26 protein-coding genes and 1 tRNA gene are annotated in these 22,314 nt (G+C 68.3%); 9 read left to right on the top strand and 18 right to left on the bottom strand.

The window, feature by feature from the left end; genetic code table 11:
- Positions 1–130: 130 nt before the first annotated feature.
- Positions 131–451, top strand: coding sequence for a quaternary ammonium compound efflux SMR transporter SugE (sugE, locus tag WG901_RS12335; protein WP_339587368.1), 321 nt, complete (start codon positions 131–133; stop codon positions 449–451).
- Here sugE and WG901_RS12330 read toward each other — a convergent pair.
- Positions 448–1,911, bottom strand: coding sequence for a carboxylesterase/lipase family protein (locus WG901_RS12330; protein ID WP_339587367.1), 1,464 nt, complete (start codon positions 1,909–1,911; stop codon positions 448–450). The genes sugE and WG901_RS12330 overlap by 4 nt on opposite strands.
- A 63-nt stretch (positions 1,912–1,974) precedes the next feature.
- Between WG901_RS12330 and WG901_RS12325 the strand changes: the two genes are divergently transcribed.
- Entirely contained in the window at positions 1,975–2,766 is a 792-nt protein-coding gene (locus WG901_RS12325) for an SDR family NAD(P)-dependent oxidoreductase (RefSeq protein WP_339587366.1), read from the top strand.
- A 38-nt stretch (positions 2,767–2,804) separates the two neighbouring features.
- Positions 2,805–3,152 (top strand): DMT family protein, encoded by a 348-nt coding sequence (locus tag WG901_RS12320; RefSeq protein WP_339587365.1) that lies wholly within the window; start codon positions 2,805–2,807, stop codon positions 3,150–3,152.
- Here the strand turns inward: WG901_RS12320 and WG901_RS12315 are convergent.
- Positions 3,115–3,381: a KTSC domain-containing protein gene (locus tag WG901_RS12315; protein ID WP_339587364.1), complete on the bottom strand. Its 267-nt coding sequence runs from the start codon at positions 3,379–3,381 to the stop codon at positions 3,115–3,117. The two genes, WG901_RS12320 and WG901_RS12315, sit on opposite strands and share 38 nt — an antisense overlap.
- Positions 3,382–3,455: 74 nt before the next feature.
- Here WG901_RS12315 and WG901_RS12310 point away from each other — a divergent pair, with 74 nt between their 5' ends.
- Positions 3,456–3,890 carry a hypothetical protein gene (locus WG901_RS12310; protein WP_339587363.1) on the top strand — a complete coding sequence of 145 codons (435 nt, stop codon included), beginning with the start codon at positions 3,456–3,458 and terminating at the stop codon, positions 3,888–3,890.
- Here WG901_RS12310 and WG901_RS12305 read toward each other — a convergent pair.
- Genes WG901_RS12305 through ispG form a run of 3 tightly spaced genes read right to left on the bottom strand, consistent with a single transcriptional unit; the run spans position 3,881 to position 5,727 of the window.
- The gene (locus WG901_RS12305; protein ID WP_339587362.1) at positions 3,881–4,363 is read right to left on the bottom strand and encodes a GNAT family N-acetyltransferase; all 483 of its coding nucleotides are present in this window, start codon (positions 4,361–4,363) and stop codon (positions 3,881–3,883) included. The two genes, WG901_RS12310 and WG901_RS12305, sit on opposite strands and share 10 nt — an antisense overlap.
- Before the next feature lies 1 nt (position 4,364).
- Positions 4,365–4,622: a hypothetical protein gene (locus WG901_RS12300; protein ID WP_339587361.1), complete on the bottom strand. Its 258-nt coding sequence runs from the start codon at positions 4,620–4,622 to the stop codon at positions 4,365–4,367.
- A complete protein-coding gene (gene ispG, locus WG901_RS12295) occupies positions 4,594–5,727 on the bottom strand; it encodes a flavodoxin-dependent (E)-4-hydroxy-3-methylbut-2-enyl-diphosphate synthase (RefSeq protein WP_339587360.1) in 1,134 nt (377 codons plus the stop codon). The genes WG901_RS12300 and ispG overlap by 29 nt, the downstream gene beginning before the upstream one ends.
- A 299-nt stretch (positions 5,728–6,026) precedes the next feature.
- Between ispG and WG901_RS12290 the strand changes: the two genes are divergently transcribed.
- A complete protein-coding gene (locus WG901_RS12290; RefSeq protein WP_339587359.1) occupies positions 6,027–6,641 on the top strand; it encodes an energy transducer TonB in 615 nt (204 codons plus the stop codon).
- A gap of 189 nt (positions 6,642–6,830) precedes the next feature.
- Here the strand turns inward: WG901_RS12290 and WG901_RS12285 are convergent, their stop codons facing one another.
- The 9 genes from WG901_RS12285 to WG901_RS12245 form a co-directional block, all read right to left on the bottom strand.
- Positions 6,831–7,352: a GNAT family N-acetyltransferase gene (locus WG901_RS12285; protein ID WP_339587358.1), complete on the bottom strand. Its 522-nt coding sequence runs from the start codon at positions 7,350–7,352 to the stop codon at positions 6,831–6,833.
- Complete coding sequence (locus tag WG901_RS12280; RefSeq protein WP_339587357.1) at positions 7,349–7,810, bottom strand: GNAT family N-acetyltransferase; 462 nt, start codon at positions 7,808–7,810, stop codon at positions 7,349–7,351. Before WG901_RS12280 ends, WG901_RS12285 begins: the two co-directional genes overlap by 4 nt.
- Positions 7,807–8,739: an RDD family protein gene (locus tag WG901_RS12275; RefSeq protein WP_339587356.1), complete on the bottom strand. Its 933-nt coding sequence runs from the start codon at positions 8,737–8,739 to the stop codon at positions 7,807–7,809. The genes WG901_RS12280 and WG901_RS12275 overlap by 4 nt, the downstream gene beginning before the upstream one ends.
- Positions 8,736–9,770 carry a stage II sporulation protein M gene (locus tag WG901_RS12270; RefSeq protein WP_339587355.1) on the bottom strand — a complete coding sequence of 345 codons (1,035 nt, stop codon included), beginning with the start codon at positions 9,768–9,770 and terminating at the stop codon, positions 8,736–8,738. The genes WG901_RS12275 and WG901_RS12270 overlap by 4 nt, the downstream gene beginning before the upstream one ends.
- Complete coding sequence (locus WG901_RS12265; protein ID WP_339587354.1) at positions 9,770–11,104, bottom strand: DUF58 domain-containing protein; 1,335 nt, start codon at positions 11,102–11,104, stop codon at positions 9,770–9,772. Before WG901_RS12265 ends, WG901_RS12270 begins: the two co-directional genes overlap by 1 nt.
- A 2-nt stretch (positions 11,105–11,106) precedes the next feature.
- Positions 11,107–12,063, bottom strand: coding sequence for an AAA family ATPase (locus WG901_RS12260; protein ID WP_339587353.1), 957 nt, complete (start codon positions 12,061–12,063; stop codon positions 11,107–11,109).
- A gap of 8 nt (positions 12,064–12,071) precedes the next feature.
- Positions 12,072–13,364 carry a DUF4350 domain-containing protein gene (locus WG901_RS12255; RefSeq protein ID WP_339587352.1) on the bottom strand — a complete coding sequence of 431 codons (1,293 nt, stop codon included), beginning with the start codon at positions 13,362–13,364 and terminating at the stop codon, positions 12,072–12,074.
- The gene (locus WG901_RS12250; protein WP_339587351.1) at positions 13,361–14,053 is read right to left on the bottom strand and encodes a hypothetical protein; all 693 of its coding nucleotides are present in this window, start codon (positions 14,051–14,053) and stop codon (positions 13,361–13,363) included. Before WG901_RS12250 ends, WG901_RS12255 begins: the two co-directional genes overlap by 4 nt.
- A 294-nt stretch (positions 14,054–14,347) precedes the next feature.
- On the bottom strand, positions 14,348–15,241 hold the full coding sequence (locus WG901_RS12245) for a prephenate dehydratase (protein WP_339587350.1): 894 nt from the start codon (positions 15,239–15,241) through the stop codon (positions 14,348–14,350).
- A 131-nt stretch (positions 15,242–15,372) separates the two neighbouring features.
- Here WG901_RS12245 and WG901_RS12240 point away from each other — a divergent pair, with 131 nt between their 5' ends.
- Positions 15,373–16,041, top strand: coding sequence for a c-type cytochrome (locus tag WG901_RS12240; protein ID WP_339587349.1), 669 nt, complete (start codon positions 15,373–15,375; stop codon positions 16,039–16,041).
- Between the two features lie 284 nt (positions 16,042–16,325).
- Here the strand turns inward: WG901_RS12240 and WG901_RS12235 are convergent, their stop codons facing one another.
- Positions 16,326–16,985 (bottom strand): RlmE family RNA methyltransferase, encoded by a 660-nt coding sequence (locus WG901_RS12235; RefSeq protein WP_339587348.1) that lies wholly within the window; start codon positions 16,983–16,985, stop codon positions 16,326–16,328.
- Positions 16,986–17,008: 23 nt separating this feature from the next.
- On the bottom strand, positions 17,009–18,220 hold the full coding sequence (locus WG901_RS12230; protein ID WP_339587347.1) for a Ppx/GppA phosphatase family protein: 1,212 nt from the start codon (positions 18,218–18,220) through the stop codon (positions 17,009–17,011).
- Between the two features lie 131 nt (positions 18,221–18,351).
- On the opposite strand from WG901_RS12230, the gene WG901_RS12225 reads away from it, so the two are divergent.
- Positions 18,352–18,425, top strand: a tRNA-Gln gene (locus tag WG901_RS12225).
- Between the two features lie 181 nt (positions 18,426–18,606).
- Here WG901_RS12225 and WG901_RS12220 read toward each other — a convergent pair.
- On the bottom strand, positions 18,607–19,269 hold the full coding sequence (locus WG901_RS12220; RefSeq protein WP_339587346.1) for a TetR/AcrR family transcriptional regulator: 663 nt from the start codon (positions 19,267–19,269) through the stop codon (positions 18,607–18,609).
- 117 nt (positions 19,270–19,386) lie between these two features.
- Here WG901_RS12220 and WG901_RS12215 point away from each other — a divergent pair, with 117 nt between their 5' ends.
- Positions 19,387–20,787 carry an aromatic ring-hydroxylating oxygenase subunit alpha gene (locus WG901_RS12215; protein WP_339587345.1) on the top strand — a complete coding sequence of 467 codons (1,401 nt, stop codon included), beginning with the start codon at positions 19,387–19,389 and terminating at the stop codon, positions 20,785–20,787.
- Positions 20,784–21,245, top strand: a complete 462-nt coding sequence (locus WG901_RS12210) for a hypothetical protein (protein ID WP_339587344.1) — start codon at positions 20,784–20,786, stop codon at positions 21,243–21,245. Before WG901_RS12215 ends, WG901_RS12210 begins: the two co-directional genes overlap by 4 nt.
- Here WG901_RS12210 and WG901_RS12205 read toward each other — a convergent pair.
- Entirely contained in the window at positions 21,242–22,204 is a 963-nt protein-coding gene (locus tag WG901_RS12205) for a 3',5'-cyclic-nucleotide phosphodiesterase (RefSeq protein ID WP_339587343.1), read from the bottom strand. The genes WG901_RS12210 and WG901_RS12205 overlap by 4 nt on opposite strands.
- Positions 22,205–22,314: the final 110 nt, after the last annotated feature.

The raw sequence follows: 22,314 nt of genomic DNA, 5'->3' as shown, positions 1-22,314 counted from the left end.
CCTTGGCCGCGCGCCTTGCGGGTTGAACCGATGGGACCGGAAACTATATGCCGGGCAGCGAGGCCACGTCCTCCCCTGCATGCAGGCTGAAGTCCGGGACGGCCCGGCGGCTACGCCAAAGGGTGCCGTGATGGCCTGGTTCTGTCTGATAATCGCCGGCCTGCTCGAAGTGGTCTGGGCCTATGCGATGAAGCTGTCCGACGGCTTCTCGCGGCCGATCCCATCGGCGATCACGATCGCGACGATGATCGCCAGCTTCGGCCTGCTGTCCTACGCGATGCGTTCGTTGCCGCTCGGCACCGCCTATACGATCTGGACCGGCATCGGCGCGGTCGGCGCTTTCGCGCTCGGTATCGTCGCACTGGGCGAGCAGGCGAGCCTGATGCGGATCGGCGCCGCGGTGCTGATCGTGACCGGCCTGGTCCTGATGAAGCTGTCTTCGCCGGCCTAGCCCCGCACCAGTCCCGGGGTAACGTCGCGCCCGGCCCAGGCTGCGAAGCGGGCGGCTTCGGGATCGGTCTCCAGCCGATCGACCAGGCCGTAGATCCGCACGTTCCGGCTATCGGGCGCATAGGCCGGCCAGTCCGAGCCAGGCCTGCCGTGGCGCACGAAATGGGCGACGTCCGCACGCATGCGTCGGCCGAGCGCAGCACGCCGGCCGCTGTCGGGGCCACCACGGGCGAGCGCCATCTTGAAACCGGTGAACGGCCAGAACAGCGTGAGATCGAGCCCGTGCGTCGCGCCGGCGATCGGGTGGCTATAGTCGAAGCGGTAGAACCAGGTCGGCTGGGTCCGCGCGTGGCGATCGGCGAAATTGCGCGTCGGCATGACGAAGGTCAGATCGCTCGCCAGCGCGGTGCGCCCTTTGCGCGTGCGCGGATAGGCGGCGAGCACGGCTGCGGCCTGCGTCGCTGGAAGCTGACCGTGTAGCAGCGCTTCGAGATCGGGCCATTTCGAGGGCAGGATGTCGCCCGGCATCAGTTCGAACAGGCGAATTTCGTCGCGCGTCGCCCCGGCGAGCAGCGGCACGGGCGCCGTTTCCTGCGCATGCGCCTCGGCCAGCGAGGCCGGCAGCAGGTCGCCATCGTACCACGGCGCCGCGGGAATGCCGTTGCGGATCTCCTTGGCGACCGTGGCCTGGGCCTCGATCAGGCGGGCGATGTCCATCGTCCGCAAGGCCTCGAAGTCGCCCTGGTTGACCCCGAGCAATTCGGCGAAGCGGCGCGCGTCCTGGATCGAACGCTCGCGGTCATGGATCAGGCTGACCGCGCCGCTCTGCGCGATGGCGCCATGGAACAGGCTGCGCGCCTTGGGCGAAAGCATCAGCAACGAGACCGACATCGACCCTGCGGATTGGCCGCAGATGGTGACCTTGCCCGGATCGCCGCCGAAACCCGCGATGTTGTCGCGCACCCATTCGAGCGCGGCGATCTGGTCGCGCAGGCCAAGGTTCGAGGGGATCGTCGGCAGGCCCAGGGCATCGCCGAAATTGACGAAGCCGAGCACGCCGATGCGATAGTTAATCGTCACGACGACGATGTCGCCCTCGCGCGCCAGCGCCGCAGCGTCATAGGGATTGGCGCTGCCGGCCATGAAGGCGCCGCCGTGGATCCAGACCATCACGGGTTTGAGACCGGGCGCGCCGCCATCGGGCGTCCAGACGTTGAGATAGAGGCAATCTTCGCCATAGTCGGCGCTGTCGAGCGTCTCGCGGCGCACCTTGGGTCCGTACTGCTGCGCGCATTGCTTGCCGAAGTCTTGGGTGGATCGGACGCCGGGCCAGGGCGCCACCGGCTCCGGCGCGCCGAAGCGTTCGGCCCGCGCATAAGGAATGCCGCGCCAACGGCGAAGCCCCGGCCGCGCCGCCCCTTCGACTGCACCCGCCTTCGTCTGGACGATCAGTTCCGCCATCCTGCTTCTCCCCCTCTGCTCGCCATGGCATAGCCAGCACCAAGGCCGAAGACGAGGGTACCCATGACAAAAAATTCATTTCATGAACAATATGGTCCGGTCGCGCTGATTACCGGTGCCTCGTCGGGTATCGGCTGGGCCTTTGCCGAAGAACTGGCACAGCGCGGCTTCGACCTCGTACTCGCGGCGCGACGCACCGAGCGGCTCGAGGCGCTCGCGGCCAAACTCGCCGCCGCGCATGGCACGCACTCGCGCCTCTGCCAGTCGGATCTGTCGCAGCCCGATGCCCCCGCGAAGTTGCTCGCCGAGACGGCCGATGCCGAGATCGGCTTGGTGATCAGCAATGCCGGCTTCAACATCCGCGGCTATTTCGAGCAGACCGACGCCGCGCAGATGGCCGAGATGCTCACGGTCAACTGCCACGCGCCGATGCAGCTCGCCCACGGCTTCCTGCCGCGCCTCAAGGCGCGTGGGAAAGGTGGGCTGATCTTCACGAGTTCGGTCGAAGGCCTGATCGGCTGCCCGTTCTCGACTGCCTATTCGGCGACCAAGGCGCTCGTCGTCGGGCTCGGCGAAGGTCTCTGGGGCGAGCTCCAAGGCACCGGCGTCGACGTGCTGACGCTCTGCCCCGGTGCGACCGAAAGCGAGGCGACGGCGAAATATGCCGAGCAATATGCCGCCGTGCCCAACATGCAGCCCGCCGACGAGGTCGCGCGGCTCGCGCTCGACAACATCGCCGAGGGTCCGGTCTTCGTACCAAACGCGCATTACGAGGCGCAGTTCGAGCAGCTCACCGCGCTGCCGCGCCGGCAGGCGCTGACGGCGATGGCCGCGGGAATCAAGGCCACGCTCTAGGACTTGCACGCGCGCCGAGGCGAAAGCACAAGGCCGCCATGCCGACGCTGATCCTGCTCATCATCTCGAACGTCTTCATGACCGCGGCCTGGTACTGGCACCTCAAGGGCGGGCCGGAAGTGGCCAATGCCCGCCCGATCGCGATGGTGATCGCCGTGTCCTGGGGAATCGCGCTGATCGAATACTGCTTCGCCGTGCCCGCGAACCGGATCGGCTATGCCCAGGGCTGGAGCGCGGGCCAGCTCAAGATCGCGCAGGAAGCGATCGCGCTGATCGTCTTCGGCGTGTTCATGGTGACCGTGCTGGGCGAGGCCGTGACCTGGCGGCACTTCGCCGCCTTCGCCTGCATCATGGCCGCCGCTGGCTTCCTCTTCCTGGGGAAATAGCTGCGGACGCGGAGATCGCCGCCTCGGCCGCGGTCTCGAGCTCCTCGAACGGAAACCGATCGCGGATTCGCTCGTTGAAGTAGCGGCCCATCGAAAAGGCCTGATCGAGACCGTCCGCGACATAAGGCGGCACCAGGAAGTAGCGGTAGCGGCGCCCGCTGAAGAAGGTCACTTCCAGCGCAGCACTGGCGCGGTCGTAGGCATAGCTGTGAATGACGCTCGACGGCATGGCTCTCTAACCGCTGCCCGACGAAACGGTTTCCCCGCTGGCGGGATCTGTCGATCGATCCTAAGTCTTTCGCGATGAAGCGATTCTTCCTTGGCCTCGCCATGCTGACCCTGATCGGCGCGAGCACCGCGCCTGCGACGCGGATCCACGATTCCGCCGCGGCGGCGCGGCTGCGCGCGAACAAGGGCGTGACCTTGCAGTGGATCGACTGGAACAGCCGCGGCAGCGCGCATGTCAGCGTCCGCAAGGGCGTCTGGACGCTGCGCGCCGCCCAGGCCCAGGCGGGCGGTGCGGGCCGGCTGTTCCTCGACGGCACGATCACCGAGATCGGCCGCGACTATTTCCTGTTCGACGGTGTGGTGAAGATCACCGACACCCCCGACGCGGGCCGGGCCTGCGAGAAGCGCGACGTCTGGCGCTTCGCGGTCACCCAGAACCGCCGCTACTGGCGCATCCGCACGTTCGAGTGGTGCGACGGCCTGACCGACTACGTCGACATCTATTTCTGAAGCGAGAGCGCGGTGAGCGCCAGCCCGTCGACCCGCATCACCGTCCAGTCGTCGAGCGGACGCGCGCCGAGCTTGCCATAGAAACCGATCGCCGGTTCGTTCCAGTCGAGCACCGACCATTCGAGCCGGGCGCAACCGCGCTGCACGGCCAATGCGGCAAGGTGGGCCAGCAGCGCCTTGCCGAGCCCCGCGCCGCGCGCCTCGGGCCGCACGAAAAGGTCTTCGAGGTAGATCCCCGGCTTGCCCTCGAAGGTCGAGAAATTGTGGAAGAACAGCGCGAAGCCCTGGGCCACGCCATCCACTTCGCCGATCGCGACCTCGGCCATCGGCCGCGCGCCGAACAGATGACTGGCGAGCACCGCGGGTTCGAAACGGACTTCGTGGGCCAGCTTCTCGTAGTCGGCCAGTTCGCGGATCAGCGCGGCGATCAGCGGCAGGTCGTCCGGCGCGGCCGGACGGATCGACAAGGTCATCCTATTCGCCGACCTCGATCGAGCCGATCCGCAAGCGATCGATCTTGGCGTCCTTGATCCGCAGCTTGCCGATCGCCAGCGCGCCGATCGCGACCGCGCCCATGGCGATCGCCCCGAGCGCGAAGGAGCCCAGCGCCAGGGTCCCGGCCGACATCGCGCCGATGCCCACGGCGGGCAGCTTGGCGGGCGGCAGCTTGACCACGCCCTTCCGCGCCAGCTTGTCGTCGAGCTTATTCTGCAGCGTCGGCTTGTCCCGCATCGTCGTTCTCCGCTTCGATCTCGGCGGCCTTGGCTTCGACCAGCGAGACGATGTGATCGAGCATGGCCTCGCTCGACACCGTGTGATCGGTCACGCCCGAGAGATAGACCATGTGCTTGCCGTTGCCGCCGCCGGTCAGGCCGATGTCGGTCTCGCGCGCCTCGCCGGGGCCATTGACCACGCAGCCGAGCACCGAGAGCGACAGCGGCGTCTTGATGTGGCTGAGCCGCGATTCCAGCGCCTCGACCGTGCGGATCACGTCGAAGCCCTGGCGCGCGCAGCTCGGGCACGAGACCACGCGAACGCCGCGCGTGCGCAGGCCCAGCGCCTTGAGCATCTCGAAGCCGACGCGCACCTCTTCCTCGGGCTCGGCCGAGAGCGAGACGCGGATCGTGTCGCCGATCCCGGCCCAGAGCAGGTTGCCCATGCCGATCGAAGACTTGACCGTGCCGCCGATCAGCCCGCCCGCCTCGGTGATGCCGAGGTGCAACGGACAGTCGACCGCATCGGCCAGGCCCGAATAGGCGGCGACCGCGAGGAACACGTCGCTGGCCTTCACCGCCACCTTGTATTCGTGGAAATCGTGGTCCTGGAGCAGCTTGATGTGATCGAGCGCGGATTCGACCAGCGCTTCGGGGCACGGCTCACCGTATTTCTCGAGCAGGTCCTTCTCGAGGCTGCCGGCGTTGACGCCGATGCGGATCGCGCAGCCGTTGGCCTTGGCCGCGCGGACGACCTCGGCGACGCGATCGGACGAGCCGATGTTGCCCGGATTGATGCGCAGGCAGGCGGCACCGGCATCGGCCGCCTCGAGCGCCCGCTTGTAGTGGAAATGGATGTCGGCGATCAGCGGCACGCGCGCAGCACGCGCGATCTCGCGGAAGGCTGCGGTCGATTCGACATCGGGGCAGGAGACGCGGATCAGATCGGCGCCCGCATCCTCGCAGCGACGGATCTGATCGATCGTCGCCTTGGCGTCGGAGGTCAGCGTGTTGGTCATCGTCTGCACGGTGATCGGCGCATCGCCGCCGACGGGCACCGAACCCACCATGATCTGCCGGCTCTTGCGGCGCGCGATATCGCGCCAGGGTCTGATCGAAGACATCGATTAATTCCGCGTTTCTAATTCAAAGATGACGAAAGTGACAAAGGTGACGCGATCCTGCGTTTCAAAATGCGGGGCATGACGAGATCCGAGGGGGCCGACAGACCTTTGGACCGCGAATGTGACGGGAAGGCTCATGCCCCGCGCCATAGCAGGTGGGCAGGCTTTAGGAAAACACCAAGCCAGCCGGCGTGTTTGCGAACGATTCGCATTTGTTCGGGGATAGCCTTTCGGCGCATCTCGACGCAGGCGACGCCATCGGCCATTCGGCATCACGCTATCGCGGAGGAGCCGATCTCATGAGCGCCTGGTTGTCCATCGTCCTCGCCGGCGCGGCCGTATCGCCCGCCACCCCCGTCGAACCGAACACCTGGTTCAACAGCAAGGACAATCCCAAGACCGCGATGCGCGTGGCCGAGCGCGGCCATGTCACCTACACGATCGACGTGGCGGCCGACGGCACCCCGCTCCGCTGCACGCCCGATGAAAAGAGTGATCTCGATCATGACGTCTGCGCGCTGGTGATGAAGCGCGCGCGCTTCCTCCCCGCGAAGGACGATCAGGGCCGCGCCGTCGCCGGCACCTATGAAGCCGTCGCCAGCTTCCTGATGCCCGGCAAGCAGCGCTCGCGTCCCGATCGTTCGAAGCTGGCCGTCGCGGTCAACAGCCTGCCCGAAGGCGTGACCGGCCCGGCCTTCGCGCGCGTCGCCTTCCTCGTCGACGGCACCGGCACGGTCAGCCAGTGCACGCCGCTGGCCGCCGAGCGTCGGCGCTTCCAGCAGACCGTGCCAGCGCTCGGCCCGGCCGCCTGCGAGAGCCTGACGCGGGACTATCACCCCTCGCCGGTGACCGATGCTACCGGTGCTGCCGTGGCCTCAGTGCAGAGCGCGACGGTCCGCTTCGAGTTCCGGTAGGGTCGCAAGCGCGTCATCAGAGGAGCAAGGGGCGCCCCCTCCCTCGTCACCCCGGACTCGATCCGGGGTCCCGCTACTGCGGCAAGGGATGCGCTGGGCCTTAAAGCGGGACCCCGGGTCAAGCCCGGGGTGACGGAAGGGATAGCTTCGAGGGAAGGGAGAGGATCCGCAGAATTGCCCCCGCGCACCCTAAAGCGTCAGCGCGAAGAGGAATTCCTCGTCGATCTGCTCGCCGACCTCGAAGGTGATGTCGGCGACCTTGACGAAACCATAGCGCGCATAGAAACGCTGGGCGCCGTCGTTGCCGCTCCAGACCGAGAGCTGGATCACATCGGCACGATGGGCCCGCGCCTCGGCCATGGCCCAGTCCATCAGCGCGGCGCCGATGCCTTTGCCGGTCATGCCCGGCGCGGTGTAGAGCTGCTTGATCTCGATCGGCCGCGCCGCCGCGTGAAATTCGCCAAGCGTGCTCGGCACCGCCAGCTTGCAGTAGCCCGCAAGCGCGCCGTCGCTCTCGACCAGGCAATAGCGCCGCTCGGGATGCGCTAGCTCGCCTGCGACGGCCTCGTGCGAATGGGTCTGTGCGATGAAGGCTGCCAGGTCCTCGGGCTTGTACATATAGCCGAACTTGTCGACGAAGCTGTCGCGGCCCAGCGCCGACAGCGCGGGAATATCGGCCTCGGTCGCTTCGCGGAGAATCGGATCGGTCACAAGGTCCTCGTCAGGCAGACACTGAAATCGTCGAGCACATAGTCGGCGAAAGGCGGGCATTCCACGAAACCGTGCGCTTCGTAAAGCCGGCGGGCGGGCAGGAACGCGTCGGGCCGGCCGGTCTCCAGGCTGACGCGCGCATAGCCGCGCTTTCGTGCCTCGGCGAGGAGGTGCAGCAGGATCGCCTTGCCGACGCCGCGGCCGCGATAGGCGGGTGCGGCGCGCATCGACTTGAGTTCGCCGTGGATGCCGTCGAGGTGCTTGAGCGCGCCGCAGCCCGCGAGCACGGCGCCGTCCCAGGCCGCATAGAAGGTGACGTCGGGCTGGCGCAGCCGCTCGATCGGCATCGCGTGTACGGACTCGGGCGGCGACCACGCGAACATCTCGTCGAGATGCAGCCGCAGCAGCGCGGCGATCTCGGGGCCGCTGAGATCGTCCTCGACGATGTGGAGCTTCATGTGAACTTGTCCGCCTTGCGCTTGCCCATGCGCATGCCGGTTTCGAGCCGCTGGCGCAACGCGCGGTAATAGGCTTCGAGGAAGGCTCGCGCGTCGTCGCTGCCCGCGGTCCAGCCGATCTTGGCGCAGATCGTCTCGTAGACCGCCTGCATCGCCTCGGGCCGATCGTCGCGCAGCACGCGTTCGAGCATCTGCAATTCGTATTCGCCGTAGACCGCAAGCTCGGCCTCGCCGAAGCGGTAGCCGCCTGCGGGATCGGGGGCGGCCGCCGTGGCGGGCGCGACCGACAGCGCGGTCTCGAGCTTGCGCTTGGGCGCCTCGACCACCCAGGTCCCGGCGATGAGATCGCCCGCGCGCAGCCGGTCGCGGTTGAACAGCGGGAACAGCGCGAAGATCAGGAACCACAGCGCGGCGGTGATGCCACCCGCGCTCCAGTCGCCCTCGGCGCCGACCTGCGCGAGGAAGACCACGGGCAGGAACAGCTCGATGTCGCGCAGCAGATTGCGCGCGATCACCATCTCGGCGGTCAGGCGGCCGCCGCCGTCGCCGCTGCCGCGCGCGGCGACGCGGATGCCGGTGATGCGCTTGCCCGGCGTCGCGCCACGCGGGCCGAGCTCGAAGAACAGGAAATAGGCGTTGCGGAACAGGAACAGCGCAATGATCGCGAGAACGTAGAGGAACTGCAGCGAGTAGTAGAGCGAGCCGCCGTCGCCGCGCGTCGCCGCGCCGACGATCGCGCCCCCGGCCATCGAGGCGAGGGCGAGGATGGTCACGAAGATCAGCAGGCCGATGAACAGCAGGTCGAGCATCAGTGCGCCCAAGCGCGCGCCGCGGCTGGCGACGGTTAGCGGCAGGGCCAGGCCTTCGGGCGTCACCATGATCCGGTCGCGATCGCTGCGCCGGTGCCGCTCGGGGATGACGCCGGTCATGGCGTGCCGGCTCCGTCGACGTCGCGGCGGAACAGGAAGAAATAGCTCAGCCAGAACAGCAGCATGAAGCCGCCGACGCCGAAGCGCCCGGCCGTGTCGTTGATCAGCTGGCGGCCGAAGCCTTCAAGCAGCGCGGCGACGACGAGCATCAGCACGACCCCGGTCATAACCTGCGAGGCGCGCCGCCCCGCCTCGGCGGCGGCGTCGAGAATCGAACGCTCGCCGGGAAAGGCCATGGACCGGCCGATGTGCAGACCTGCCGCGCCCGCGAGCAGGATGGCGAAGAGCTCGGTCGTACCGTGGATCGCGATCCAGCCGGCGAAGTCGGTGGTCAGCCCGGCGCCGTGGTAGAGCCACAGCATCGCGCCGAAGCCGGCGGTGTTGTAGACGAGCATCATCAGCGAGGGCACGCCGAAGGCGAAGCCCAGCGCGAACGCCAGGATCGAGACCTGAGCGTTGTTGCCGAACAGCCCCGCGGCGAAAGCGGCCAGCGGCTCCTTCGACTTGTCGGCGAACAGCGAGGCGTGGAGCACCTCGCGGCTGGCGCCGGGCACGCGATCGTCGGCGAGCTGGCCGGGCATCAGCGCATGGTACCATTCGGCATCGCTCGCCACGAGCAGCCAACCCACCACGGTGCCCGCGACCATCACGCCAAGCGCCAGCAGCACGTCGAGCCAGATCGCGCGCACCGACGCACTCCAGCCGCCGCCGAGAAACCGCCGCAGCCACGAACCGAGCGAGGCGCGCGGGCCGTAGACGACGAACCAGGCGCGCTGGACCAGCGCTTCGAGATAGGCGAGCGTCGCGGCGTCGAGCGAAGTCTCGCGCGCGATCGACAGGCTCGAGGCGACGGTGCGATAGAGCACGGGCAGCGCCAGCACGTCCTCGTCGGACAGCTTGCGCAGCCGGCCCTTCTCCATCCGCGTGACGATCGCATCGAGCCGCTGCCAGTCGCCCTCGCGCTCGAGCCGGAACCGGTCCGAACGCAGCGCGGCGGCCTCGATCGCCGAAACGGGGTTCTGCTCCGCCATCAACCGATCGCCCCCGAACGCTTGATCGTCAGATAGGCATCGATCAGCCGCGTGCCGATCTGCGAATAGGGCGCCTCGACCACGTCGACGCCGAGCTGCTTCAGGCGCCGCGTCACCAGCGCGCGCTGGCGCAGCAGCGAATCGGCGGTGACCGCCATGGCCAGCGCCTGCATGTCGCCGGGTTCGGCCACGGCCAGGTCCTCGAGCTCCTCGTCGGTCATCGTCACGAACAGCACGACATGGCGCGACACCAGCCGCCCGATCGATTCGATCATCAGCTCGGCGCTCGTCGGATCGGTGAAATCGCTGAAGATGACGATCAGCGAGCGGCGCTGGAGCCGGCCGGCGAGCGTTGCCAGGACCAGGGTGAAGTTGGGTTCCTGCGCATGGTAGTCGAGCCCGGCGGCGGCGCTCTGCAGGCGGTGAAAATCGCGGCTGTCGGATACGAAGGGCGTCGAGACCTCGGGCCGCGCGGCGAAGCCGAACAAGGCCACCCGATCGCCGCCCTTGAGCGCCACATAGGCGGTCGCCAGCGCCGCCGAGACCGCGCGATCGATCCGCGGCACGCCATCTCCCCCCGCCTCCTTGGCGCCCCCCACCGGCTCGCACATCGTCTGGCCGCAGTCGAAGGCGAAGACGATCTGGTTGTTGCGCTCGGTCTCGAACTCCTTGGCATAGAGATGGACGTGGCGCGCCGAGCTCTTCCAGTCGATGCGGCGGCGGTCCATGCCGGGCTCGTATTCGGTCAGCGCCTCGAACTGGGTGCCCTCGCCGCGGATGCGCCGGGCGATCAGTCCGAACTGCGCGTCCTTGAGGAAGGTCTGCAAGGCCGGCGAGCGGACGAAGCCGATGTTGGGCCAGACACGCACGGCCTGGTCGAGCGGACGCTGCGCCTGCCGCGCGCCGAGCCCGAGCGGCCCGGCCCAGCGCAGCCAGAGCCGGTCGACTTGACCGGTGCCCCGCCGGCTTGGGGTAAAGGCAAAGGTCCCGCGCCAGGCGCCGTCGGCGCGCGCCAGCGGAAAGGCCGCGCGGCCGCCGGGCGCCAGGCGCGGATCGAGCGCGACGGCAAGGTCGACGCGGCTGCGCTGACCGCTCGAAAACTGCGCATGGCCGAGCAAGGTCGCCGCGTCGCCGACCTCGACGTCGCGCGGCGCGGTGAGGGTGACGTCGCGCAAGGAGCCCGCCACCAGCGCGTCGGCCAGCACGAGCAGCAGCAGCGCCCCGCCCAGCGCCGGCCCGGCGATCCAGGCGCCGGGCGCCGCCGCGGCGATCACCAGCGCGACCGGCGCGGCCAGCGCGACCAGCACCGCGGCGCGGAGGGTGGGGACGATCACGGCTAGCGCGGCGCCTCGGTCTGGTGGACGAGGTCCTCGACCAGCGCCTCGACCTGCTTGCCCTCGATCTCGGCGGCGGGGCTCAGCAGCAGGCGGTGGCGCAGGACCGAGTTGGCGAGCGCCTTGACGTCGTCGGGCACGACATAGTCGCGACCGTCGAGCGCGGCCTTGGCGCGCGCGGCGCTGGCGAGGAGCACGGCGGCACGCGGGCTCGCGCCGCACGAGAGATCGGCGCTGTCGCGCGTCGCGCGGACCAGGCGCACGACATATTCGGTCACGCTGTCGGCCAGCTTGACCGCCTGCACCGCCTTCGTCGCCGCGTCGAGCGCGGCGGGGGTGGCGACCGCGGCGATGCCCAGTTCGGCGGGGCTCGGCAGGCCAGAGCGCTCGCCGTAACGCGAAACGATCCGCGCCTCCTCCTCGAGGCTCGGATAGGGGATCAGCAGCTTGAACAGGAAACGGTCGAGCTGCGCCTCGGGCAGCGGATAGACGCCCTGGCTCTCGATCGGGTTCTGCGTCGCGACGACCATGAAATGCGAGGGCAGCTCGTGCCGCGTGCCGTCGAGCGTGACGCGGCGCTCCTGCATCGCCTCGAGCAGCGCGGCCTGGGTCTTGGGCGGGGTGCGGTTGATCTCGTCGGCGAGCAGCAGGTCGCAGAAGATCGGCCCGCGCGTCAGGGTGAACTGGCTGGTCTGGAAGTTGAACAGGTTCGAGCCGAGGATGTCGCCGGGCATCAGGTCCGGGGTGAACTGGATGCGCCCGAACTGGAGCCCGATCGCCGCCGCGAAGCTCTGCGCGAGGAAGGTCTTGGCGGTGCCCGGTGGGCCTTCGAGCAGGACGTGGCCGCGCGCGAGCAGCGCCACGAGCAGGTGATCGACGGTTTCGGTCTGGCCGACCACGGCCTTGGCGATCTCGCCGCGGATCGCATCGGCCAGTTGACCGACGCCGTCCAGGGTCATGCTGTCACTCATTGGGTAAGCGTCCTTTCGAGCGCGTGCAGATCCTGCGCCGCCTTCATGATCTCATGGGATGAGCGTGCCGCGCGCAAGCGCTCGGCGATGACGGAAAAGGGCGTGGCTTCGGGCGTGCGCGCGGCGAGGGCGCGGTCGATCGCGGCCTCGGTCGCGGTGACGTCGGCCAGGCGCGGCAGCGCCAGCACGCGCACCAGTCGCTCGCGCGCCCGCATGGCATAGGGGGCGGTAACCAGATGCAGCCGCTTGCTGCGGCGGATCAGCCCGGCGGCGTTGGCAACGAGCGCGCGCTTGCCGAACGCGATCGTGCGCGTGCCGGCGCGCGCCGGGCCGAAGCGCAGGAAAGCACGCCAGCCGACCGCGAGCGCCGCGAGCAGCAGGCACAGGGTCGCCGCGAGGAATGGCGGGGTGAAGGCCAGAGTCAGCAGGTTGGGCCGACGCCCGAAGCCGTTGAGCGTGAGGTCGAAATGGACCGCGCGCGCGCCGCCGGTCGTGGCGTGGACCAGCCGCTCGGCGAGCCGGGCATTGGCCAGATCGGCCATGCCGTAGTTGTCGAAGAGGTCCGGTTCGAACACCAGGACGATCGGCTGGAGCGCCCGGCCGTTCCCCTCTTCGCCACCCTCCGAGACCTCGCGCCCGGCCAGGGCTTCGAGCGCCGGATAGGGACCGCCGTCGTCGAGATAGGCGGCCAGAACGCGCCGGTCGGAACCGCCGACCACCAGCGGCACCAGCCGCGCCCCGGTCCCCGTCTGGACCTGGCGCGCGTCAGGCAAGCGCCCCGCCAGCCCGCCGCCGGTCCAGGTGCCGTGCTTGCCATCGCCCAAGGGCGCGATCCGGACGCCGACGTCGTCGAGGAAACCCTGCCAGCTCGGCGATGCCGTCCCCGCGAGCTGCACCCAGCCGCGCTTGGCCTTGGGTCCGTCGGCTTTGGCGGCCAGCCACTTGGGCGTGATCACCAGGGTCGGGCCCGCCGCGCGATGTCCGGCGACGATCTTGTCGATCTCCGCACCTTCGGCGCCGGCCGGCGGCGTCAGCACCAGCAACCCGGGATCGTCGAGCGTCGTCACGTCGCGCAGGCGCCGAACGTCGTAGCCGCGGCGATCGAGAAATTCGGCGAAAGCCGCATAGCCGTTGAGCCCCTTGCCGCCCGCGTGGCCGCCACCGTCGTTGGTCGAACCGCCGGTCAGCCCGGCGCCCATCGTGTAGAGCAGCGCGACGAAGGCCAGCGCACCGAACAGCACGAGCGCGATCACGGCGCGCGGCGAGAAGGGATTGGCGTTCGCGCTCATACCGCTGCACCGGGGGTCAGGCGCTGCAGCGCGAAGTCCGCATAAGCGGCGCGCGCAGCCTGCCAGTCGGCCAGGTCGAGATCCCGCAGGGCGAAGAGACTGCGCTCGACGCGCGTGGCTATCGCCGTGAAGGCCTGACGTGCGTCCCAGGGCAGCGAAGGCAGTCCCGCGATCTCGCGCGCGGTGCTCGCGGGGCTCAGCCAGTCGGGCCGCGCCTCGGCGATATGGTGGACGCTGCGTCGGAGCAGCAGGTGCACGGCCTCGCCATAGCGCCCCTCGGCCGCCAAGCGATCGGCATCCTCGAGCAGCGCGACCGCGGCCGCGCGATCGGGCAGCCATGCGGGCGTTTCTGCGTCGCCCTGGGCGCCTCGGCGCCTGTTCATCAGCGGGCGGATCACCACGAACCAGAGCACCGCGATCACGGCCACGCCGGCCAGCGCGATGCCCAGTTTCTGCATCCAGGGCCAGGACAGGCCGAACAGTTCGCCCAGCGGCTTGAACACGGTTTCGAGGAAATCGCCGAGCGCGCGCATCAACCGCTTGAGCCATTCGGGCCAGACGGGAATGTTCGGCTTGTAGGGCGGCACCGGCGCGTACTGGATCGCGTCATCGGCGCGCAGCGCCTGCCAGTCGCGCGCCGCGTCCTGCGCGGCCGTCGAGCCCGCGATCTCTCCACCAGCCCTCGTCACGCGCGATTGGTGGCAGACGGACCGGCGAAGGGCAACCGCGTTCCGCCCCGGTTTGGAGGGGGCGGTGGTGGAGACGGGGGGCGGAGAGTGGGGCGACACGTCCCCAACCCATACCGTCACCCTGAACTTGTTTCAGGGGCCATCGCGCCGCACGCTCAGCCGGTGCGAAGACCCCAGACGACACGACCGCGCTGCCGAACCGGGCCTAGGTTGCAGTCGAGAAATGGACCCTGAAACAAGTTCAGGGTGACGAGGGAAGGTTGGGCTCCGCCACATTCGACAGCCCCGGATAAATCACCCGCGCTTGCGACCCTGGCGATAGGTGCCGAGCACGCGCAGTTCCTTGCAGTGGAAAGCGAGCTCCTCGAGCGCGCGATCGATCGCGGCATCACCGGGCGCGCCTTCGATGTCGGCGAAGAACCGCGTTGCGGCGAAGCTCGCGCCCTTCTGGTAGCTCTCGAGCTTGGTCATGTTGACGCCATTGGTGGCAAAGCCGCCGAGTGCCTTGTAGAGCGCGGCGGGGATGTTCTTCACCTCGAAGACGAAAGTCGTCATCGCCGTGGCATCACCGAACGAGGTGGCGGCGCGCGGCGCGCGCGCCAGCACCACGAACCGCGTCGTGTTGTCGTCGGCATCCTCGACATTGTGCTCGACGATCCTCAGGCCATAGAGCTCGGCCGCGAGCGCCGGCGCGATCGCGCAGGCTTCAACGTCGCCCTGCTCCTTGACGAAGGCGGCAGCGCCGGCGGTGTCGGCATAGGACATCGGCACGATGCCGCGCTCGCGCAGATAGTGGCGTGACTGGCCGAGCGCCTGCGGGTGGCTGTAAGCCGCGGCGAAAGGCCCGTCGGTCAGGCCCATCAGCGCGTGCTGGATCGACAGGAAGTGCTCGCCGACGATGTAGAGCCCGCTTTCGGGCAGCAGGAAATGGATGTCGGCGACGCGGCCGTGCTGTGAGTTCTCGATCGGGATGATCGCGTGTGCGGCGCGGCCATCCTTCACCGCATCGAGCGCATCCTCGAAGGCGAAGCACGGCAGCGGCAGGCATTGCGCATCGTATTCGAGCGCGGCCCGGTGGCCGTTGCAGCCCGGCGCGCCCTGAAACGACACGGCCCGCGCGGGATCGGCAGCGGCGGCGCGGGTCATTTCGTCGACGAGGGCGACGGCGGGTTCGGGAAAGCTGTGCATGGTGACGGCCGCTTACGCAGCCCCGAAAAATCCTGCAATGGTCAAATCCCGCAATGGCTCTTGCGCTCGCCCATCCGCCTGACTAGAGCGGCGCGCAAACCGCTACAGGCACTTCCCACGGGGCTTTTTCGATGGACGATCGTTTCAACACCTTTGCCGGCTGGGCGCTTTTCGCAGGCATCGTCGCCTTCGGCGCGTCGAGCGTGAGCAGCCACTACTTCCAGGCCGACAAGGCCCATCGCCCCGAAAAGATGGGCTATGAGATCGAAGGCGTGGTCTCCAGCGAGGGCGGCGCCGACGCCGAAGAGCCGATCGAGGCGCTGCTCGCCAAGGCCGATCCGGCCAAGGGCGAGGCCGTCTTCAAGAAGTGCACCTCGTGCCACACCGCCAATGCGGGCGGCGCGAACGGCATCGGCCCGAATCTCCACGGCGTCGTCGGCGAGACCATCGGCACCGGCCACGGCTTCGCCTTCTCCGACGCGCTCAAGGGCCACGGCGGCACCTGGGACTGGAAGAATCTGAACGACTGGCTGCACAACCCCAAGAAGTTCGCGCCGGGCACGAAGATGACCTTCGCCGGCCTGTCGAAGGGCGAGGACCGCGCCAACCTGATCGCCTGGCTCAACACCCAGGGCCCGAACCTGCCGCTGCCGACCGCTCCTGCGGGCGACGCCGCACCGGCCGCCGCTGCAGCGGCTCCGGCCGAAGGCGCGGCAGCCGCCGGCGCCGTGGCGGCTCCGGCCCCCGGCACCGACGATGCGCCGGCCCAGGACAAGTCGACGGTTCCTGCCGGGCACTGATCCAGGCTCAGCCGAATTCGAAAGGGCGTCCCGTGAAAGCGGGGCGCCCTTTTTGGTTTGGGGATTTGGCAAGTTCAGCAATTGGCAGCCACCTTCCCTCCCCCTCGATGGGGGAGGGATACGGAAGCTTGGTCGCGTAGCGACCTAGCTGCATTTGGGTAGGGGTGATGTCTCCGGCGGGCACTGCACCTGCCGGCACCCGCACCCCCATCCAGCTACGACTAGGTTCGCTGCGCTCACCAAGTCTTCGCATCCTTCCCCCATCAAGGGGGAAGGATAGGGCACTACCCTTTGAAGCCTTGCGCGATCACGTACCACTCCGACGAATCCTTGCGACTCGCGGGCGGCTTGGCGTGCTTTACCGTAGTGAAGTGCTGCTTGAGCAGTGCGAGCAGCTGGGTATCGGTGCCCCCGGCCAGGACCTTGGCGACGAAGGCGCCGCCGGGCGCCAGCGTCGCGATGGCGAAGTCCGCCGCGGTCTCGACCAGGCCCATCGTGCGCAAGTGGTCGGTCTGCTTGTGGCCGACGGTGTTTGCCGCCATGTCCGAGAGGACCAGGTCCGGCGCGCCCTCCAGCGCCGCTTCGAGCGCCGCGGGCGCCTCGTCGGCCATGAAGTCCATCTGGAACAAGGTCACGCCCTCGAGCGGCTCGGTGGGCAGCAGATCGATGCCCACGACCTTGGCCTTGGGGCAGCGCTGGCGCAGGATCTGGCTCCAGCCGCCCGGCGCGACGCCCAGGTCGACCGCGCGCGTCACGCCCTTGAGCAGCGCGAACTTGTCGTCGAGCTCGGCCAGCTTGTAGGCGGCGCGGCTGCGATAGCCGTCGGCCCGCGCCTGTTTGACGTAGGGATCGTTGATCTGGCGCGACAGCCAGCGCGCCGAGCTGGCCGTACGCTTCTTCGCGGTGCGCAGCCGCTCGCCGGGATCGCGGCCCGATCGGCTCATGACAGGTTACTCATGGCGGGCCCTTAGCCCAGATCCCGCGTGCGGCGAAGCTCGGCGCGCATTTTCTCGCCCTGCCCGTTGGCGGCGATCAGACTGCGCAGGATGCCCTCGCGGATGCCGCGGTCGGCGACGCCGAGCCGGTCGGCCGGCCAGACGTCGAGAATCGCCTCGAGGATGGCGCAACCCGCAACGACCAGGTCGGCGCGCTCGCGGCCGATGCAGGGCAGCTCGCGCCGCTCGAAGATCGACATCGAGGACAGCCGTGTCGAGATCGACCGCATCGAATCGGCCGGCACGATCAGCCCGTCGACGGCGCGACGATCGTATTGCGGCAGATCGAGATGCAGGCTGGCGAGCGTGGTGACCGTGCCGCTGGTACCGAGCAGCCGCAGCGGCCCGTTGCCTGCGTCCTGCGCGCGGAACCGCGTCGCCCGGTCGGCGAACGGCGCGAAGCTGTCGCTGACCAGTTCGCGCATGCGCACGTAGCGCGCGGCGCGCGACGCCTGGCTATCGCCTTCGGCGCCGCAGGTCTCGGACAGCGAGACCACGCCCCAGGGCACCGACTGCCAGTCGAGGATGCGCGGCACCGGCGCGGTGCTGTCGATCAGCACGAGCTCGGTCGAACCGCCGCCGATGTCGAAGATCATCGCCGGGCCCTCGCCCGGCTCGAGCAGGATGTGGCAGCCGAGCACCGCCAGCCGCGCCTCCTCGCGCGCGCTGATGATGTCGAGCGCAATGCCCGTCTCCTCGCGCACGCGTTCGATGAAAGCCTCGCCGTTGCTCGCGCGGCGGCAGGCCTCGGTGGCGACCGAGCGCGCGAGCTGGACCGAGCGGCGGCAGAGCTTGTCGGCGCAGACGTGGAGCGCGGCGAGCGCGCGGTCCATCGCCGCCTGGCTCAGCAGGCCGGTCTGCGCGAGCCCCTCCCCCAGCCGCACGACGCGGCTGAAGGCATCGATGACGACGAAATTCTCGCCCGAAGGCCGGGCGATCAGCAGGCGGCAGTTGTTGGTGCCGAGATCGATCGCGGCATAGGCCTGCCGCGGGCCGATGCCCTGTCGTTGCGCGGGAACCGCCTGTCCGCTGGGCGGATCATTCCCGTACGGTCCATCGCCGGCACGCTGCTGGGGTGACGTCGAGGGCGCGCAATTGCGAACGTCGGCATTGCGCTCGTTCGTCGTCGCGTCCCTGTCGCCCGTAACCCCTGTGCGTCTTGCCGGCGGAAACTGTTCCGCCATAGTCTAAGCACTCGTTATCGTTTTCCCGCCGATTGCGACGGGTACCTGACACGATGCTAGCCGCAGTGCGGCAAAGGGGCAAGAGGACCGCTTGACGCGGCTGCCGGACATGCTTAGAGGCACCCGCCTGTTGCCCCGTCGTCTAATGGTAAGACTACGGATTCTGATTCCGTCTATCGAGGTTCGAATCCTCGCGGGGCATCCAGCTTCTCCCTTATTTTCAGTATCGTAGCGAACCAGGGCAGAGACTGTCGCTGGCCGGCGCTCACGGACGATTTCCGGCATTTCACGCGGTTTTCGCGGCTCGCCGACGGCGCCTTGCAACATCGACGCGACATGGCAGCCAAGCGAGATTCGATCTCGGCCCCATCCCACTCGGCAGGGGGCTAGCTCACCCCGTTCAGGAACAGCTTGGTTCGGTAGGCGATCTGCCGTTCGATCTCGGCATCGTCGGATCCGTGCCAGACCCGCGCCTGGAAGGCGCCGTCCACCACCAGCAGCATGAACGCCTTCGCGGCGTCCTCGGGATTCGCCAAAGCCAGTCGACGCCGAAACAGCGCGACCAGATAGGCCATTGCCCGCCGCTCGGTCCGTTCGGACAGATAGGTGCCGATCTCGGGCATGCGGATGACTTCGGCATGCGCGATCCGGGTCAGGCGCATGCCCGACGCGCTCGTCGCATGGCCGACCATCAGCCGCGCAACACCGAGCATCGTCTCCGGGAAATCGTCGGTCTCGGCCGCGCGTAGCTGTTCTTCGGGCACCACCCAATCATCGATCGCCCGCTGCAACGCGGCCTTGAACAGCGTGATCTTGTCGCCGTAGCGCGCATAGACAGTCCGCCGTGCCATGCCGAGGTCGTCGATGATCGCCTCGATCGTCGTGCCTGCGAAGCCGCGCTCGAGGAACAGATCGAGCGCGTGGTCGAGCAGTTCGCGGTTCCGCGCCTCGGTCCGCGCGCGCGAGGGCCTGCCTGGCCCCCGCCCGCCTTCGCGGCGAGCTTTCGCCGGCTTGCCGGTGAACAGCGGCGTGTCGCTTTCGACCTTCATGGCTCCGTCCTGCTGCGACAGCGGCAGAGGGTCAAGCATAAATAAGAATGACCCATGATATTTATTATTGAATCGACTCAGTCGGCGCGATAGCCCTGTGGCGAGAGGAGAGCGACGATGACGACGAGACCCGGCGCGGTGATCGACCAAGGCCCGCTGATCACGGAGATGGATTTCGCCGCTTTCGCCATGCGCGTCTCGACCGCGCGCTATCATGAGGCCGACCATCATCGCCGCGAACGCGAGCGGCTGTGGATGCGGGTCTGGCAAGCGGCGGGGCGCGCCGACGACATCCCCGAGGCGGGCGACTGGATGGAGTACCGCCTGTTCGACCAGTCCTTCCTGATCGTGCGCGGACGCGATGACCGGATCCGCGGCTTCGTCAACGCCTGCCGCCATCGCGGCAATGCCCTCTGCGAAGGGAAAGGCCGGTCCGCACGCTTCACCTGCCCTTATCACAACTGGTCCTATGGGCTCGACGGCAAGCTGCTCGCGGTCGCCAAGCCGGATTTCGCCGGCAGCCTCGAAGATTTCGTCGGTTGCAAGGACGAGTTGGGCCTGGTCGAGGTACCGATCGAGTGCTTCGCCGGCTTCGTCTTTCTCAATCCCGACCGCGCGGCCGCACCGCTGCGCGAATTCCTCGGCGAGATCGCCGATCTTCTTGCGCCCTACCGGCTCGAGGAGATGATCCCCGCCGGCCTCAACGTGCGCGAAGCGCTCGAGTGCAACTGGAAGGTCGTGATGGATGCCTTTCAGGAGGGCTACCACATCCAGGCGGTCCACCCCGAACTGGTCGCGGCGATGGACGAATCCCAGGAACGCTATGGCTTCTTCGGCGATCACAGTGTCGCCACGGGCCCCTTCGGCGCGGCGAACCTGGAGGCTTTCGGGCCCGAAAGTCAGGCCGAATCGATCCGCGGCCTGCCTGCGACCTTCCCCGGCGTCATCGAAGTGCTGCCGCGCTTCGAGCTGTTGCTCGACGGCCATCGCGACGGCGCGGGCGTGCTCAGCTTCCCCGCAGGCGTCACCGGCCGACTATTGCTACAGCAGGCAACGCGCGAGACGCTCGAGGCCAAGGGACTGGACGTGTCGGATCTCACCGACACGCAGATGAGCGACAACCACTTCCACCTGGTCTTCCCCAACCTGTTCATGACGATCCGCGCGGGCGAGGCGACGGTGATCCTGTCCACGCCGCACCCCGACGGCGATCCCGGCCGCTGCCACTGGCTGGTGCAGAACCTGATGTGGCTGCCGCCCGATGAACGCGCCGCCAAGCGCGAACCTCTTCGCGAAGTCCCGGAGGGCGAACACGTCCCCTACTTCCTGGCGCTCGAGCAGGACTGGGAGATGATGCAGCGCCAACAGCGCGGTCTGCGCAATGCGGGCCTCGATCACATGGCGCTGACCCGGCAGGAAGTGCGCCTGGCCCATTACCATTCGGTGCTCGATGGCTGGGTGGGCGAGACCGAACCCATGCCGAAACACACGTCGACACATACAGGGGAGAGACCATGACGCAGATCGTAACTGCCACCGCGACCAACCACGAGCTGGGCCCGCTGACGCAGGTCGTCAACCGCTTCACCGCGGCGCAGGGCGCGGTTCTGGCGACCGGGGTCACCTCGGCGGCCGACTATGCTCCCGTCGCGGAATTCGTCGCGGTCGAAGAGTTCAAGCGGGTCGGCGCCTATCTCGAAGAGCTCGACTGGTCGGCCTATACCGAATTCCTCACCGGCTGGGCGCGCGGGGGCACGCAGTTCGAGTTCACCCAGTTCCACATCACCGAAGTGGGCGACGCCGTGTTTCAGGAGATCGAGGAGCGCCACCAGCGCGGTGACCAGTTCATCCGAAAGAACGTGATCGCGGTCTATCGCTTCACCCCGGAAGGCAAGATCCGCCACCTCGACATTTACGAGCAGGCGAAGGACAGCGGCGATTGGATCAAGGATGCGGCCAAGGCGGCCATGGCCTAGCGGAAGGTCCAGCGCTGCCCCTGGCTGGGAATGATGAGGTTCAGGCCGAGACGGTTGGCGGCCGTGAGTTGCCGGGCGATCAGGTCGCGCGGATCCTCACCTGAGCCGGCCGGCTTGATATGGCTCACGATCAGCGGGAGTCCCTTGAGCGATCCCTTGCCGCCCGCCGCCGCCTCGAGCTGCGCGAGCTCATCGAAAAGCAGCGCCGGGGTCAGATGGCCGAACAGCAGGTTGCGCGGGCGTTCGCTGGGATAGGACACCTCGATGATGATCGCCTTCAGGCGCCGCGCGGCGATCAGCGGGCCGACCGCGCGCCACAGCTCGGCCAGACGCGACGCGCCTTCGACCGCATCGGCACCGGTGTCACCGAGACACAGGATCGCGTCCTGCTGCGATTCGACGAGGAAGGCGGTCGATTCCATTCCACCGTGCGCGAGCGGGTAGGCGGTGACGGTCATAGCCGTTCCGGCGAGCGGCACCGGCTTTCCCGGCGCCAGGTCGACAAGCTTGTATTTGCCGATCGGCGCCTGGCCGCGATCGGTGAAGTTCGCCCAGGCCTTGCCGTTGAAATAGCTGTCGAGCAGGACGCTGCCGACCGAGGGCAGCGCATAGACGGACTTGGCGCTGTCTTCCGGCGAGGCGATCAGCATGCCGGCGACATGGTCGAGATGCGGATGGCTGATCAGGTAGCCGACGATGTCGTCGTGCAGGATCGTCTCGCGCGATCGCTTGAGGGTGCCGCGTCGCCGCGCGATGTCGATCCCGTTCACCAGGGTGCCGGCGTCGCACATCACTGCCTTGGACTGTCCCTGCGCCGCGATCATCCAGGCGGAAAGGTTACCGTCGTCGAGCCCACCGCGCACGCCGATCGCGGTCACGTCGAAACCCGTGCCATAGGCGGGCGCCGTCGCCAGCACTGCCACGCCGAGCGCCGCCATCATCTTCGAGAACATCGTCATGCGCGGTCCGCCCCAGCCAGAAGTCAGCCTCCCTACCGCCGGGGGCATGGGCCGTTAAGAGCCAAGTTCCTTCACGCGCTCGGACGGACCGGCCGCGATCGTTCTTGCTT

This window comes from Novosphingobium anseongense (genome assembly GCF_037482895.1).
Lineage (GTDB): Bacteria > Pseudomonadota > Alphaproteobacteria > Sphingomonadales > Sphingomonadaceae > Novosphingobium > Novosphingobium anseongense.
Note: the sequence above shows the minus strand (reverse complement) of the source record. Positions and strands in the feature narration are given on the sequence as shown.